The sequence below is a fragment of the Vibrio lentus genome (assembly GCF_002875945.1).
Classification (GTDB): Bacteria; Pseudomonadota; Gammaproteobacteria; order Enterobacterales; family Vibrionaceae; genus Vibrio; species Vibrio apostichopi.
Genome location: NZ_MCZK01000110.1, coordinates 44,000 through 57,285, shown reverse-complemented (window position 1 = coordinate 57,285; position 13,286 = coordinate 44,000). Strand labels below are relative to the sequence as shown.

The following is a 13,286-nucleotide window of genomic DNA, read 5'->3' as shown; positions in this document are numbered from 1 at the left end:
GTAGACAGTCGTCATCGTAGGCTCAGATAGAGCGACACGGCTAACAATTATAAATAATGGAATTGAACATGATGAAACAGACAAAAATCAAAGCACTTGCTCTAGCGGGTGTGATGGCATTCGGCCTAGCAGCGACGACAACGGCACAAGCTCACCCACGTTGGATTTTGCCATCTCACTTCACCGTATCTAAAGAAGGTGGTGACTGGCTAACGTTCGACGTGACTGCTTCTCACGGTACGTTTGTTTTTGATAAGCCAGCTGGCAGCGAAAATGCTCATGTCATCATGCCTGATGGTCGCAGCGAGCGTCCTAACTTTGTGATTCGCGGCAAACGTCGTTCAATCTTTGATTTCTACTTCGAAGAAGAAGGTACGCACAAAGTTGCGATCAACAATGAGCCTTCTTACTACACGCAATACAAAGCGGGTCGTCGTGACACAGTGAAATGGATCAAAGCAAACAAAGCTGAGCGTGACTCTGTTCTTCCTGAAAAGTCGCGTGACGTGGTAACACAAATCAGCTTCACTCGTGCAGAAAGCTACATCACAGTGGGCAAGCCATCGGATTCAGTCTTCAAAATTGAAGGCAAGCTACTTGAAATGAAGCCAATAACGCATCCTTCAGACATCATTGAAGGTGAACCTGTGACATTCCAGTTCTTCTACAACGGTGAAATCCAGAAAGACGTGAAAGCGGAAATCACTCGTGAAGGCACACTTTACCGCAACCACCAAGAGCAGATTGACGTTGTGAGCGATGAGAACGGTGAAATTACCTTCACTCCAGACGTAGCGGGTCGTTACGTAATGAAAGCGAACTACAAAGGTGAGTTGATTGACAACCCACTGGCTGACAAAGCAAGCGCGAACGTTCACTTAACGTTCGAAGCACTGCTTCAATAATCTGCGATATAGGGATCGATCCCTGATATAAGCAACCAAAAAACTTAAGGGCTCATTTGAGCCCTTTATCGCTCAGTTTACTTCTGAGAATTTGCACTGTGGCTAGGGTACGAACCATGACAATAAAAACAAAACTAAAATCGATAATCACTCCATGCTTTGCTCTGGGACTTGGTTTCGCTGCATTACCTGCGCAAGCACACTTTCCACTGATGAGCTGCTGGTTTGAAGGCAAAACCGTGGCCTGTGAAGCGGGTTACTCTGATGGTAGTAAAGCGATTGATTACGCGGTTGAGATGTACGATTACGAAGACAACTTGATTGCAAAAGAGATGACGGATAAGCGTTCTATCGTTGAATTCCCAAACCCTGATACTGAGTTCTACCTTGTATTCGACTCAGGTCATGAGTTTCCTGTTGAAGTCGACGTTGTTGAGATCAGTGAGAAATGATGATTCAAGGCGTACGTGCTGACACGGGTGGCAGAGAAGGCAAATGGGTAGGGCTGATCATTGTATTCATCCTGAGCTTTGCCACGGTCGCTATTCCATTTCATCAGGCAGAATCCCACGTGAAAGCGGTACTTGATCATCAAATTCTGGTGACCGATGTTGAACAAGAAAACTTGGCGATGCTATCAGAGCTACGTTTGGCGCATGAAGAGATTCGCGACCTGCGTATGGACTCAGACGGCGAATGGCCAAGTGTTATGTCACTTAAAGATGAATGGGTCGCGCCTTTTGTTGAAGACCAGAGTTGGAAGCGCAAAGGTTCTCATACTTGGTTATTGGACGAGCGTGGTTACTACTTTTCTACGCCAAGTGAACACGCTACATCAAGCGAATATGCTGCACAAAGCGAACATGGCTTTGCAGACTCGTTTATTTTAAACGCGAACAGCGTCTCTCCTGAAATCTGGATTTACTTCGGTGGTGTAGCAAAACAGCCCGATACTTTTGATGAAAACACACTGGAATCAGCAGGTTGGAAAGTGGTGGTGAATGAGTCAGAAGTTGCTGATCAGCATGATGCTTCTTCTCATTAAACAATCCGGCTTACAAAAATGCTCACTAATAATAAGAGATTTACTATGCGAATTATGACTCTATTGATGTCGTTATTGGCGGTGTTAATGACACCCAATGCATTGGCAAAAGAATATAAGATCGATAGCGACAAGCTGACGATTGGCATAACCCTTCAGCCTTATTACAGCTACGTAAAAGCGGTGGTCGGTGACAAAGTGAACATCCTTCCATTGGTTGATGCTGGCTTTAATCCGCATAACTACTTGCCACAACCGAATGATTTGAAGCGATTGAGCCAGATGGATGCAATCGTGGTAAACGGTATTGGTCACGATGACTTCGCGCTTAAAGTGATTTCAGCCGCGCAACGTGATGACTTAGTGGTTATCGAAGCAAATAAAGAAGTGCCTTTGCTTCCTGCATTAGGCCAGTCTGTTGGTCAAGGTGCTGTGAACCCGCATACCTTTGTTGGGCTTTCGACAACGATTCAAAAGGTTTACACCATCGCGAGTGAAGTCTCTAAGCTCGACCCAGACAACGCGACGTTTTATCGCAAGAACGCACGTAAATATGCCAAGCAATTTCGTTTTATGAAGCGTGATGCGATGCTGTCATTAGGTGAGCTCGATACATCAGGCATGAAAGTAGCGACGACGCACAATGCTTACGGCTATATCCTTCAAGAGTTTGGTGTAGATGTGGCGGCGGTGATTGAGCCTGCACACGGTGTTGAACCAAGTGCTAGCCAACTGCAAGAAACGATCGAAAAGATCCGCGCATCGGGTATTGATGTTCTGTTCTATGAGCTCAACATGCCAAACCGTTTTGTTGACACCATTGAAGCGGAAACGGGCGTTCAGCTTTACCGTTTCTCTCACATGACGCACGGTGAATATGAAGACGACAAAGTCGCAGTTGAAATGAAGAAGAACCTAGAAACGTTAATCGAAGCAATGAAGTTTGCTGCAGCTAACCAAGCTAAAAGCGGGAACGCATAATGCTAGGTCCATCAATTTCAATCAATCAACTTGGTCTGCAATACGACAACAATGTAATCCTTGATGATATTTCACTAGAACTTAATGCGGGTGAGTGTCATGTGATCATGGGACCAAACGGTGGAGGCAAAACATCTTTGCTGCGCTCTGTGCTTGGTTTGACGCCTTTCTCTGGGCAAATCAATATTCATTGGCCAGAAAAGCCAAGCATTGGTTACGTTCCTCAAAAAGCGACTTTTGAGTCGAGCTTACCTTTGACGGTAATGGACTTCGTACTGCTTAATCAAACGCGAATCCCATTGTTTTGGCGTCGCAAATCTAAGCAATTGGATCTTGCACTCGCACAGTTAGATCGCGTGGGCATGGCGACTCGTAGCGACCGCCGTATGGGGCAGCTATCGGGCGGAGAACAACAACGTGTGTTGTTTGCTCAAGCCTTATTGGATCACCCAAGCTTACTGGTGTTGGACGAACCGACAACAGGTATGGACGAGCAGGGCGTTCGTTATCTTGAATCGCTGATTCGTGAATGCGTTAATGAAGGCCGTACGATTCTTGCCGTTCACCATGATGTAACCGCAGTGCGTCGCCTTGAAGCGAATGTACATGTTGTGAATCGATTCTTGGTTGATAGCGGTCCACATAAACAAGTGTTGCACCCAAGTAAAATTGAAAGCTTGTTCCAGCATTACAGCAGTGGTGCAGCCATCGCTAAATCGAAGGAGGTTGCGTAATGGATTGGTTACGACAATTTGCCATTAGCGGCGTGGAAGCAGGTTGGTTATCAGACAGCTTTATGTATGCCTTTATGGTCAATGCTTTGGTTGCAGCGTTATTGCTTGGCCCTCTGTTAGGTGGTCTTGGTACTTTGGTGATTGCTAAGCGTCTGGCTTTCTTCTCTGAAGCCGTCGGCCACGCGGCTTTAACCGGTATCGCTATCGGTGTTCTGCTCGGTGAGCCACCAGAAAACCCAATTATTGGCTTGTTTAGCTTCTGTATGATCTTCGCTTTGCTTCTTCACTTCGTAAGAAACAGAACCAACGTGCCATACGACACCCTAGTCGGCGTTTTCCTTGCGCTTGCGTTAGCGGTTGGCGCGGCATTGTTGATGTACGTGGCACGTAAGATCAATATCCACATGCTTGAGAACGTGTTGTTTGGTTCGATTCTTACCGTAACAGACCAAGATTTAGCGATTCTCGCAGGCAGTTGCGGGATCATCATTTTACTCTTGATACCGACATTCAACCGCATTCTTTTGACGTGTATTAGTCCTGATATCGCCAAGGTACGTGGCTATAACACCAGCTTCTACGATTACTTGTTTGTCATGATGATCACCTTAGTGACGATTGCAGCGGTGAAAATAGTGGGTGCGGTTCTGGTTGGCGCGTTATTGCTGATCCCAGGTGCTACGGCTCGATTGCTGACTAAACGCATGGGCAGCTTTGTTTTGCTGTCTGCGTTACTTGCAACCATCGCGTGTTTGGTCGGAACAGTATTGCCTATGGAGCTAAAACTGCCGGTGCCATCAGGGGCTTCAATCATCATCGTTTCTGCAACGTTTTTCCTAGCGGCAACGCTATACCGAATTGTAAGAAAGGCATAATCATGACTTCTTTAATGAATCGTATTTCAAGTTCACTCAAAGCAACGGCTCAAGTGAGTGCAGTCGGCAGTATGTTGTTAGGTGCCTCAATGGTATCTTTCAACGTAAATGCAGAGGATATCCTCACCAGTACGCCTGTGACTTACGCGTTAGCGACAGAGCTAACCAAAGGTACCGACATTACGACCGAATACCTACCACCAAAACGCTACGGTATTGATCGTCTGCCTAACTGGTTTGGCACTAAGGGCGCAAGCAAGGTGCTTAAGTCCGGAGAAAAGGCGACCGTTGCATTAACGCTGTCATCGATCTGGCAAGCTGACCCTACCTTTGTCTACGCAAGGCAGGGCAACATCCGTTTGGTGGAAGTAGATGCGGCTCAAGCGATTACTCCACGCGCACAAGGTGTTGCAGCGTTGACGTTATCGAGTGGTGATGTGTCTAAGTACGCGTGGTTAAACCCGACAAACTTAACGCGTATGGCGGCAATTGTGGCTGACGACTTTAAGTTATTGTGGCCAGCGCAAGCAAACACGATTGATAGCAACTTACAGCGTGTAATGCTTGATGTTCGTGAACTGATTAACAAGCAACAAGCGGTATTACTGGATAACGACGTAGATTCAGTATTGTTGCTTTCAGAAAGCTTGGAAGATTTCGCTTCGGGTAGCCAACTGTTTGTTGAAGAACGTATGTTCAAAGCAGAGCTTGAATGGACAGAGCAAGATAAAGCGAAGCTCAAAGCGATGTTTTCGGAAGATGATGCTCTTTGGTTAGTCACAGCGAAAAAGCCGACGACTTTGATTAAGTCACTGGTGCCTAATGAGCGAATTCTGGTAGTTGACTCGGTAGACCGCTGGGGAAGAGCAGGGATTAACGCAAAAGCGCCGTTCGCACGTTGGGAAGTTGAACCCTTCAAAGGTTAATAAAATAGCCAAGTCGTTAGATTAAAACGGTAGGATCAAAAAAGCAGCCCAAGTAGAGGCTGCTTTTTTTGTTCTTGTCCGTTGGCTCTGGTAAGAGTCTTGGGCAAGAGTACTGCGAGCTAAAACTTACTCTGCAGCTTTTGTCTCTTCAGCTTGGATACCAGCTTCTTCAGATTCAACAGTCGCTTCTACCGATCCTTCTGCTTGTTCTAGAGCGGCTTTCGCTTGCTCTTCAGCTTCCATTTTTGCGCGGTCAGCTTTAGAGATGTAGCGAGGTTTGTTGCTACCATGCAGTTTAGAATTCGCCTGTTTCTGTCTTTTCTTTAGAATTTGATTGATTTTTTTCTTACGGTTCATTGCTGCATAGCCTTGTATTTAGTTTATGCGGTGGAGGATAATCATTTTAGATCTAGAACTCAATATTTACATGGTATTCAGCAAGGAAAATATCACTATGCAGGCAGTCGAGACCGCACGTTTACGATTAAGAATGATCACACCTCAAGATGCGGCGTTTATCCAACGATTATATAGCTCAGAAGATTTTCTGCGTTACATCGGAGACAAGGAAATCAGCGACGTAGACAAGGCTGTTGAATACATCGAAAACAACATTCTCAAAATGCACCAAGAGAAGGGTGTGTGCTTATTAATGGTTGAAATTAAAGATTCCTCAACGCCAATTGGTGTCTGCGGATTAATTAAAAGAGATACCCTAGAGTCCCATGATATTGGATATGGTTTTGTCCCTGAAGCCTATGGGCAAGGTTTTGCATTGGAAGCGGCACAAGCTATAATTGAACAAGCTAAGCATAATGCTGATATCGATCATTTAGTTGCCATCACAACCTCTGATAACATTCGAAGTATCGCACTACTGACTAAGTTAGGTTTTGTGTTCGAACGAGTTGAAGAGGCGATCAATGAAAGCGTCAATCTCAACCTGTACGGTTTCTCATTAGGTAATTAATCATGTTCCAACATAACAACATTCTACAAGGCGAACTCGAGACAGAGTACAAAACCGTTATTGCGATGGTGCACATCTACTGCAAAGATCACCACGGTACGGTTCGTCAGAATAACGCGTTATGTGAAGAGTGTGAGCAACTGTTGCGTTATGCAGAGACACGACTCGATCGATGCCCTTATGGCGAAGCAAAGCCGACCTGTAACAAGTGCCCGATTCATTGCTATAAGCCTGACCCGAAAGAGCAGATGCGTTTGGTGATGCGCTATGCCGGGCCAAGAATGCTACTCAAGCATCCGATTTTAGCTATTCGACATTTGATTCATGAGAAACGGAAAGTGCCAGAGAAGCCACTGCCGAACGTGTCTAATCGCCATATCCGGATGAACAAGAAGTAACTGGCGCTTTAAATCAATTACTGACGAAACAAAAAAAGGTCTGATTTCTCAGACCTTTTTGTGTTTCTAATCTTCTTGTTCAGAAGGCAGCAAGCTTTATGAGGTTAAGCTGCTTGTGGTTCTTCGTAGGTAACCGTTAGGTTATTGATCCAACGTCGACTCAAGTATCGGTGTGAACAAATTGCGAGTTTCACCACTTCTTCTACCAACATCAAACCATAGATGTATTTGAAATCCCATCCAGCGACAAATGCGCCGTAAACACACACTGGAATGCCAACCATCCACATCGCGATGAAATCCATGCGCAGGCAGAATGCATTGTCACCACCAGCACGAATGATACCGTTAATGATTACCATGTTTAGCATGCGAATCACGACGGCAAAGCACATGATCATCATTGCTGGCGCGGCGAGTGGGTACAGTTTCTCGTCTGTTAAGTTCAGCCAACTCAATACGTGCTCTTTGCTTAGGAAGAGAAGAAGGCCGACAATCGCGCCAAATCCAATCACAGCCTTTATGAACGTCAGACCCATGCTCATAGCATCATCAAATTCATCACGGCCGAGTGAGTGTCCAAGCAGTACAGAACACGCCACAGAAATACCAAAGAATATCGAGTAACACAGCGACTCGAACGGCGCGAGCATCGAGAAAACCGCTAGCTCTGTTGTACCCATGTGACCGAAGATCATTTGATACGCCATGGTACCCATTGCCCACAACACTGCATTCATCGTTAGCGGTAACGCAATACGACGGTAAGACAGCCACAGTGACGGGCGATGTGGTGAGCTTGGGGTGGTTAACAGCCAGTGTTTACGCACACGCATGTAGCTATACATTAAGCCCACTTGAATCAATCGCGCTAAAGTTGTCGCCAATGCCGCACCTGCAACGCCCATCGCTGGAATGCCGAAAGCCCCTTTAATAAGAACGAAGTTAAGCGCAATGTTAAGTGCGATGGTAACGCCGCCTAACAATAGTGGTGTTACGGTGTCACCTGAAGAGCGCATGCTCGCTTCTACCACGACCACAATGTGAGTCAGCAGCAGAACAGGGAAGCCATACCAAAGGTAAGTGGCACCAAGCTCAATCACGGTTTGATCGCTGGTTTGCAACATCATTAAAAATTGGGAACCAAGAGTGATGATTGCAGTCACAGGCAGAAGAACTTTTAAGCCAAATACCATTGCGATAGATGACACTGTGCGTGCACTTTTTCGGTCATTCTTCCCCCAGTATTGAGCGACTAATGTGCCGTTTGCTGAGGCCAACCCTGCCATAATCATAATCGCAACGAAGTGCCATTTTGATGCAATTCCCACAGCCGCTGCTGCTTCCATACCAAAATCACTGACCATTAAGACGTCAGCAAGGGCAAGAATGGCAACCAGCGCACTTTGCAAAGCAACAGGCAAACCAAGTTTAACGATACGAGGTAAGATGCTCTCTGGCTTGTTATTCATAGATGAGTTAGGGTTGATGTTAGTTGTCATAAGCTCTCCGATTTATGGCAGAACTATAGTGATTTGAGCGAAGTAACAACATGTTTAAAAAACAACAAAACCTGTGCGAATCCGTCATTGATACCATGAAGCCTAAATCAACGTGGCAAGATGATGTTTTTCTCGCGGAACATTGCAAAGAACGTTTTTTGACCGTTGAAGATATCCCAGAGATGAAAAGCTGTGGTGTCTACATGGGGGGTATGGCAAAGCTGCATGACGCGTATTGGGTTGAGCGTGAATCAGTGAATGTTCATACGCTCATTTTTACTCAAGAAGGGGGCGGAATTCTAACGACCGCAACCTCGGTACAAGCCATCACGCCATACACGCTTGTGGTTCTGCCCGCGGAAACACCATTTCGCTTCGAGCTTGATCCTCAATATAACTATTGGAAAATGGCGTGGATGCTGACGCCCGATACCCCGCAATGGCAGCATATTGCGAGTTTAGGTCAGAGCATTGTGCCTTTCGGAGAGTGCGAACAGATCTGGTCGCTGATGAACTTGGTTCACTTTGAAATTGGCGGCCGCGCAAGTTACAGAAAACTGCTCATGAGCGAAATCATTCGAACCTTGACGGGCTTTGAGCCTAAATCGACCAGCACCACGGCTCGTGTTCAGGCGCTATACAACGAAATCGAAAGCAGTCTGCATTTAGCGTGGACAGTCGCAGGGATGGCCGAGCGTGTTTTCATTAGTGAAGAACAGTTAAATCGCGTCACGAAGTCGTTGTTTAACGTTTCTCCGCGCAGCAAATTGATTCAGCTGAGGATGGATAAAGCGACCAGTTTGTTGAAGCAGCAAGATTGGTCAGTGTCGATGATTACTTACCGCTTAGGTTACAAAGATCCTTATAACTTTTCACACCGTTTTAAAAAACATTTTGGTTTATCGCCGAGCCAATATCGTAAGAGTCATCGAGTCTCAAGTTAAATAACCGGGCTGTTGAGAATCATACCCACATACGATATAAAACAGTGTTCATTTGCAACATCTAATAACGTCGCAATGCAGTAGATTTACTGTATTGTTACCGATCGGGGTTATGTACTTTTCTCTTACTTTTATGGTCATGCCTATGCAAATCGGTATGGCTGATTCACAAAATAAGAGGTAAGTGATGCCACAAGACATAATGGACATACCAGACTTTAGTTCTGAACGGATAATCGTTCTTAACAGGAGAGAAGTAAATACTAAAACGAAATTGGTCCGAAAGGAAGACAACGGGTCAATCATAGGGACATTATCTGAACCTCACCGTAAGGTACTTTTTTATCTGTACCAGAACAAAGGCGTGGTCATCAGCAAGAATATTCTCAAGCGCGTAGGGTGGCCAGGTAAGTCTGTGACATCCGCTTCAGTGCTTGTTGCTATCTATGAAATACGCAGAATGATAGACTGTAAATGTATCTATACCATACCTAACGAAGGCTATTTGTTAGAGCCAAGACCCTGCTGTTGATATTCTGTTCATAATCTAATAATAAAAATTTAATCTCTTTACCGTATACGCTGCTTTCATTATCTTCGATTTTAAGCGTCCATTTATAAGTGACGTTATTAAACACATCTCTTAATAAAGTTGTGTCGTTAGTTGCTCTGTTAGGGAATATTATATGAATACGGACACCTACCCTGTGATTGAAGGTAAACAGAAAGAACAGAATGAGGTTTTAGAGGTAAACGGAAAGGTTATTGAGCTGAACACAAAGCTCATACGCAATCTAGAAAATGGTTATATCGTTGGAACCATGCCATTAGCTTATCGAAAGATGATTCTCTCTATGAATCGTCAACGTGGACAACTCTTCAGTGTTCATCAGCTTAAAAATATTGGCTGGGAAGGCGAGAAGGTGACTAACTCTTCGGTCATCGTTGCTATTTCTGAAATACGCTCAATTTTAGGCGATGGTTTGATCTTAACGATCACCGGTGAAGGCTATGTTTTCCAGCCTTAATACGCTTGAAACTTGGTGTTGTTCAAATCAGTAGCGCAGTTTTAATAAATAGCTCTATTCCAACGAATTGATCGTTAACCCCCGACGTATCAAAGACACATCAAAAAGGGCGCTTCCTTCAGGCCAATAGCCTTAATGAAGAGCCCCTGAATTTACAATTCAACTAGTTGATTCTGATTCGTAGACTAAGATTCGCTGACTGCGAGTCGGTCACTCGCCTGCGATCTGCATAGGAGAGCGCTTTAGGCTTGCGATCAACATGTAAATAGTTGTCGCTAGCAGAGACGCAAACAGGTAAGTAAATAGTCCTGCTTGTGAATCCATAAAGCTATCCGCAACCAATGGTCCTGCGACTGAACCCACGCTGTAACACAACAACATAACCTGAGTCACTGACACTAGGTAGTTCGGATCTAAGTTACGACAACCCAAGTTAATTGCAATTGGGTAAAGTGCAAACGTCGCCATACCTAACACAAACAGGCTCATACCAAGAACGTAAAAATCATGGTTAATAGTGAGCACGCCAATGCTTGCAACACCTAGCAGGCAGAATAGAGCCATTAATAACACTTGTCCTATGTGGTGCGATAACCATGTCACCATCGGTTGAACAGCCATACCACCCATAATTACTAACGCCATCAAACCACCAATATCTTGGTGAGCAATGTTGCGTTGAGCCAGTTCTACAGGCATCAAGCCATAAATCGAACCAAGTGTTAGCCCTGAAACAATGCAACCAATCAAAGCGCTATGACTTAGCTTGCTGATTTGCTTTAGTGATAGAGACTGCGCATCATGAATTTGTGGTGCTGTCGCTTGTCCGTACATCAATACAATGATTGCCCCAAACAGCAGGGTGAACATTGCGATGAAAGGTACGCCGCCTGTAATTCCAAGATATCCAATGCCAAGCTGACCAACGGCAGAACCGCCGTATAGCGAACACATGTAAACCCCTAAACGTTTCGCACGTTGGGATTCGTCCCCGCTCATTAACCAAGACTCTACAATCACAAAAATACCAGCGACAGACACACCCGCCACGAAACGAGCCAACAGCCAAACGGATTGATGTGGTGCCAACGGTAATACAAGGATCGTTGCGATAAAAATGGTTAGTGCGATAACAAACGCGTCTCTGTGACCAACACGCGCGATTGCACGCTCAATCAATAACGTTCCCGCTAAAAGACCTGCATAAAAGGCACTCGCCAACCAACTCGATAGGTTACTGTCTAAGCCATACTCAGACAGCATTAATGGTAATGAACTCATTAAGTAGCCTGAAGCGATCGCGTAAAAAGACAATGCAATAACAGGAACAGTTATGCGAGTTGTTGGTTGGATGTTGTCCAATGCAGGAGCCTCTAAATAGTGAAAGAAACGATGAATTTTCCGCGACTATGGGGGAGAAACTGAATTGGGTAAAACGAATAAAAATGGTCGTGAAGATAAAAGAAATTTATCGCCAATCTAAACTAAAATACCATTGCGATGTTTAGGGCGTGTTGATCTTTCGAGCTGATTTTTGCAGCGAGTTGTTGGGTATTTATACAAGGCAGAGGCTTTGATGTGTAGCTAGCCTACATGAGAAGCCGATAACGTAGTAGAAATGACCAGCAAACGCTGCCCGAAGGGTTCGACTAAAAGCGCTTTACTCTTTGTTGAGGGAGATTTGCTTAGAATGACTAGGCTACTTCTCCCTCGCCGCGATTAAAACGCTTTTACTTCGAACAAAATTTCACCACGAAAGGTCAACACGTCCTAGCAATTTGGCAAAATTTTATGCGGTCAAAAAGCCGTTAAACCCTTGTTCATGGGCTATTTAATTTACAAAGCGATCGGATAGTCATTGGCGTTATCTGATTTTAATTTCGTGCGCGATTTAGTGTTAGACGACTTCTTTACGGTATTGCCTTGGCGAACTACCACTCCACTTACGAAACGCATGTCGAAAGTTAGCACTGTCAGAAAAACCGACGCGTTCGGATATCTCTTCAATGCTCATTTGAGTTGAAGAAAGATAGTGTCGAGAAAGGTGAAAACGAACATGATCAAGAATCTTTTGATAACTCGTATCGACCGCTTTGAGGTGCCGGCGCAGTGTTCGGGAAGACATCCCCAATTCTGAAGAGATAGATTCTATGGAAGGGTAACACCCAGGTCGCTCAATCAACATCTGAGAGACTTTCTCTTTTAGGCTGGTGGGCGCACTGACTTTTGCCAGCATGTCATCACACGACTTTAAACACATCTGCAGTGTGATGGTATTGGCGGTCGGAAGGGGCGAGTACAAGCTTGTCGCGTCGAACTGCCATTCAAGGCGATCACTGTTGAATTCGACCGGACAACGGAAAATCTCTGTGTAGAGATCGCCATATTCTGGTTTTGGGTAAGGGAAGCGGATCACTTGTGAGGGGAAGGGTTGTTGCAGCACTTCTTCACATAGGCTTTGAATCGCGGTGAACCAGTATTCACAGCAAAAAGGCAACAGCGAATCCAAATCGATAAGTTGTTCTGCGCGAAAGTGGCCCACGTTGTCTTCAACAGACATGGTTTTTCTTAGTACAGGGCCTGCAAGCTGTAGATATTTAAATCCAATCAATAAGGCATCTAATAGTGTTTCACTGCTGAACACCGCATACCCCAAGACACCGAAATCACTGAAACGTGCCTGTTGGCCGACTCTGAGCCCGAGACCTTCTTCGTTGGTATTTGCTAGCGCATTACTAAACACCGCCAACTTTTGCGCCAAGGTAATGTGCGTGTCTGGCGTGTTGAGTTGAAGATCATCGATGTTACTGCCTTCAAGCAGTTCATCGATGCTGAGAGCAGGCGACATGTAACGATGCAGCAATTGAAGGTCGAGAATACCGAATGCTTGCATATCGGGTTCGTAGACTGCGGTGTATTCCATAGGATGCCTCTTGTTGAGTATTGCCATCTTAACCGAACTCTTAACATTTACGCTT

The 13,286-nt window shown here is 45.2% G+C and carries 16 protein-coding genes; 12 read left to right on the top strand and 4 right to left on the bottom strand.

Translation table 11 applies throughout. The features are described from left to right. Positions 1-68: 68 nt before the first annotated feature. The 7 genes from BCT49_RS10670 to BCT49_RS10640 all read left to right on the top strand — a co-directional run bounded on the left by BCT49_RS10670 (position 69) and on the right by BCT49_RS10640 (position 5,466). A complete protein-coding gene (locus tag BCT49_RS10670) occupies positions 69-905 on the top strand; it encodes a DUF4198 domain-containing protein (RefSeq protein WP_102312033.1) in 837 nt (278 codons plus the stop codon). 116 nt (positions 906-1,021) lie between these two features. Beyond that, positions 1,022-1,357 (top strand): hypothetical protein, encoded by a 336-nt coding sequence (locus tag BCT49_RS10665; RefSeq protein WP_102435190.1) that lies wholly within the window; start codon positions 1,022-1,024, stop codon positions 1,355-1,357. Then, entirely contained in the window at positions 1,354-1,950 is a 597-nt protein-coding gene (locus BCT49_RS10660; RefSeq protein WP_065105804.1) for a DUF6162 family protein, read from the top strand. Before BCT49_RS10665 ends, BCT49_RS10660 begins: the two co-directional genes overlap by 4 nt. A gap of 45 nt (positions 1,951-1,995) precedes the next feature. Further along, positions 1,996-2,931 carry a metal ABC transporter solute-binding protein, Zn/Mn family gene (locus BCT49_RS10655; RefSeq protein ID WP_102306929.1) on the top strand — a complete coding sequence of 312 codons (936 nt, stop codon included), beginning with the start codon at positions 1,996-1,998 and terminating at the stop codon, positions 2,929-2,931. Continuing rightward, the gene (locus BCT49_RS10650; RefSeq protein WP_102435189.1) at positions 2,931-3,665 is read left to right on the top strand and encodes a metal ABC transporter ATP-binding protein; all 735 of its coding nucleotides are present in this window, start codon (positions 2,931-2,933) and stop codon (positions 3,663-3,665) included. The genes BCT49_RS10655 and BCT49_RS10650 overlap by 1 nt, the downstream gene beginning before the upstream one ends. After that, positions 3,665-4,540 carry a metal ABC transporter permease gene (locus tag BCT49_RS10645; RefSeq protein WP_102435188.1) on the top strand — a complete coding sequence of 292 codons (876 nt, stop codon included), beginning with the start codon at positions 3,665-3,667 and terminating at the stop codon, positions 4,538-4,540. The genes BCT49_RS10650 and BCT49_RS10645 overlap by 1 nt, the downstream gene beginning before the upstream one ends. Before the next feature lie 2 nt (positions 4,541-4,542). After that, on the top strand, positions 4,543-5,466 hold the full coding sequence (locus BCT49_RS10640; RefSeq protein ID WP_102435187.1) for an ABC transporter substrate-binding protein: 924 nt from the start codon (positions 4,543-4,545) through the stop codon (positions 5,464-5,466). A gap of 126 nt (positions 5,467-5,592) precedes the next feature. On the opposite strand, the gene BCT49_RS10635 is transcribed toward BCT49_RS10640, so the two are convergent. Beyond that, on the bottom strand, positions 5,593-5,823 hold the full coding sequence (locus BCT49_RS10635) for a DUF2986 domain-containing protein (RefSeq protein ID WP_102435186.1): 231 nt from the start codon (positions 5,821-5,823) through the stop codon (positions 5,593-5,595). A 97-nt stretch (positions 5,824-5,920) separates the two neighbouring features. On the opposite strand from BCT49_RS10635, the gene BCT49_RS10630 reads away from it, so the two are divergent. Together BCT49_RS10630 and BCT49_RS10625 are read left to right on the top strand one after the other, a co-directional pair. Beyond that, on the top strand, positions 5,921-6,436 hold the full coding sequence (locus BCT49_RS10630; protein WP_102435185.1) for a GNAT family N-acetyltransferase: 516 nt from the start codon (positions 5,921-5,923) through the stop codon (positions 6,434-6,436). A 2-nt stretch (positions 6,437-6,438) separates the two neighbouring features. Continuing rightward, a complete protein-coding gene (locus tag BCT49_RS10625) occupies positions 6,439-6,834 on the top strand; it encodes a nitrous oxide-stimulated promoter family protein (protein ID WP_102435184.1) in 396 nt (131 codons plus the stop codon). A 104-nt stretch (positions 6,835-6,938) separates the two neighbouring features. Here the strand turns inward: BCT49_RS10625 and BCT49_RS10620 are convergent, their stop codons facing one another. After that, on the bottom strand, positions 6,939-8,336 hold the full coding sequence (locus tag BCT49_RS10620) for an MATE family efflux transporter (protein ID WP_102435183.1): 1,398 nt from the start codon (positions 8,334-8,336) through the stop codon (positions 6,939-6,941). 50 nt (positions 8,337-8,386) lie between these two features. Here BCT49_RS10620 and BCT49_RS10615 point away from each other — a divergent pair, with 50 nt between their 5' ends. The 3 genes from BCT49_RS10615 to BCT49_RS10605 all read left to right on the top strand — a co-directional run bounded on the left by BCT49_RS10615 (position 8,387) and on the right by BCT49_RS10605 (position 10,308). Then, a complete protein-coding gene (locus BCT49_RS10615) occupies positions 8,387-9,280 on the top strand; it encodes a helix-turn-helix domain-containing protein (protein WP_102435182.1) in 894 nt (297 codons plus the stop codon). A 187-nt stretch (positions 9,281-9,467) separates the two neighbouring features. Beyond that, entirely contained in the window at positions 9,468-9,812 is a 345-nt protein-coding gene (locus tag BCT49_RS10610; protein WP_102435181.1) for a winged helix-turn-helix domain-containing protein, read from the top strand. A 154-nt stretch (positions 9,813-9,966) separates the two neighbouring features. Beyond that, positions 9,967-10,308, top strand: a complete 342-nt coding sequence (locus tag BCT49_RS10605) for a helix-turn-helix domain-containing protein (protein ID WP_102435180.1) — start codon at positions 9,967-9,969, stop codon at positions 10,306-10,308. A 210-nt stretch (positions 10,309-10,518) separates the two neighbouring features. On the opposite strand, the gene BCT49_RS10600 is transcribed toward BCT49_RS10605, so the two are convergent. After that, the gene (locus BCT49_RS10600; RefSeq protein WP_102435179.1) at positions 10,519-11,670 is read right to left on the bottom strand and encodes an MFS transporter; all 1,152 of its coding nucleotides are present in this window, start codon (positions 11,668-11,670) and stop codon (positions 10,519-10,521) included. Positions 11,671-12,205: 535 nt separating this feature from the next. Next, on the bottom strand, positions 12,206-13,231 hold the full coding sequence (locus tag BCT49_RS10590) for an AraC family transcriptional regulator (protein WP_102435178.1): 1,026 nt from the start codon (positions 13,229-13,231) through the stop codon (positions 12,206-12,208). Between the last annotated feature and the right edge of the window lie 55 nt (positions 13,232-13,286).

What these genes read in the sequence shown, in the direction of transcription:
- BCT49_RS10670 (WP_102312033.1), top strand. Translation starts at nt 69, where the DNA reads ATGATGAAACAGACAAAAATCAAAGCACTTGCTCTAGCGGGTGTGATG.
- BCT49_RS10665 (WP_102435190.1), top strand. Translation starts at nt 1,022, where the DNA reads ATGACAATAAAAACAAAACTAAAATCGATAATCACTCCATGCTTTGCT.
- BCT49_RS10660 (WP_065105804.1), top strand. Translation starts at nt 1,354, where the DNA reads ATGATGATTCAAGGCGTACGTGCTGACACGGGTGGCAGAGAAGGCAAA.
- BCT49_RS10655 (WP_102306929.1), top strand. Translation starts at nt 1,996, where the DNA reads ATGCGAATTATGACTCTATTGATGTCGTTATTGGCGGTGTTAATGACA.
- BCT49_RS10650 (WP_102435189.1), top strand. Translation starts at nt 2,931, where the DNA reads ATGCTAGGTCCATCAATTTCAATCAATCAACTTGGTCTGCAATACGAC.
- BCT49_RS10645 (WP_102435188.1), top strand. Translation starts at nt 3,665, where the DNA reads ATGGATTGGTTACGACAATTTGCCATTAGCGGCGTGGAAGCAGGTTGG.
- BCT49_RS10640 (WP_102435187.1), top strand. Translation starts at nt 4,543, where the DNA reads ATGACTTCTTTAATGAATCGTATTTCAAGTTCACTCAAAGCAACGGCT.
- BCT49_RS10635 (WP_102435186.1), bottom strand. Translation starts at nt 5,823, where the DNA reads ATGAACCGTAAGAAAAAAATCAATCAAATTCTAAAGAAAAGACAGAAA.
- BCT49_RS10630 (WP_102435185.1), top strand. Translation starts at nt 5,921, where the DNA reads ATGCAGGCAGTCGAGACCGCACGTTTACGATTAAGAATGATCACACCT.
- BCT49_RS10625 (WP_102435184.1), top strand. Translation starts at nt 6,439, where the DNA reads ATGTTCCAACATAACAACATTCTACAAGGCGAACTCGAGACAGAGTAC.
- BCT49_RS10620 (WP_102435183.1), bottom strand. Translation starts at nt 8,336, where the DNA reads ATGACAACTAACATCAACCCTAACTCATCTATGAATAACAAGCCAGAG.
- BCT49_RS10615 (WP_102435182.1), top strand. Translation starts at nt 8,387, where the DNA reads ATGTTTAAAAAACAACAAAACCTGTGCGAATCCGTCATTGATACCATG.
- BCT49_RS10610 (WP_102435181.1), top strand. Translation starts at nt 9,468, where the DNA reads ATGCCACAAGACATAATGGACATACCAGACTTTAGTTCTGAACGGATA.
- BCT49_RS10605 (WP_102435180.1), top strand. Translation starts at nt 9,967, where the DNA reads ATGAATACGGACACCTACCCTGTGATTGAAGGTAAACAGAAAGAACAG.
- BCT49_RS10590 (WP_102435178.1), bottom strand. Translation starts at nt 13,231, where the DNA reads ATGGAATACACCGCAGTCTACGAACCCGATATGCAAGCATTCGGTATT.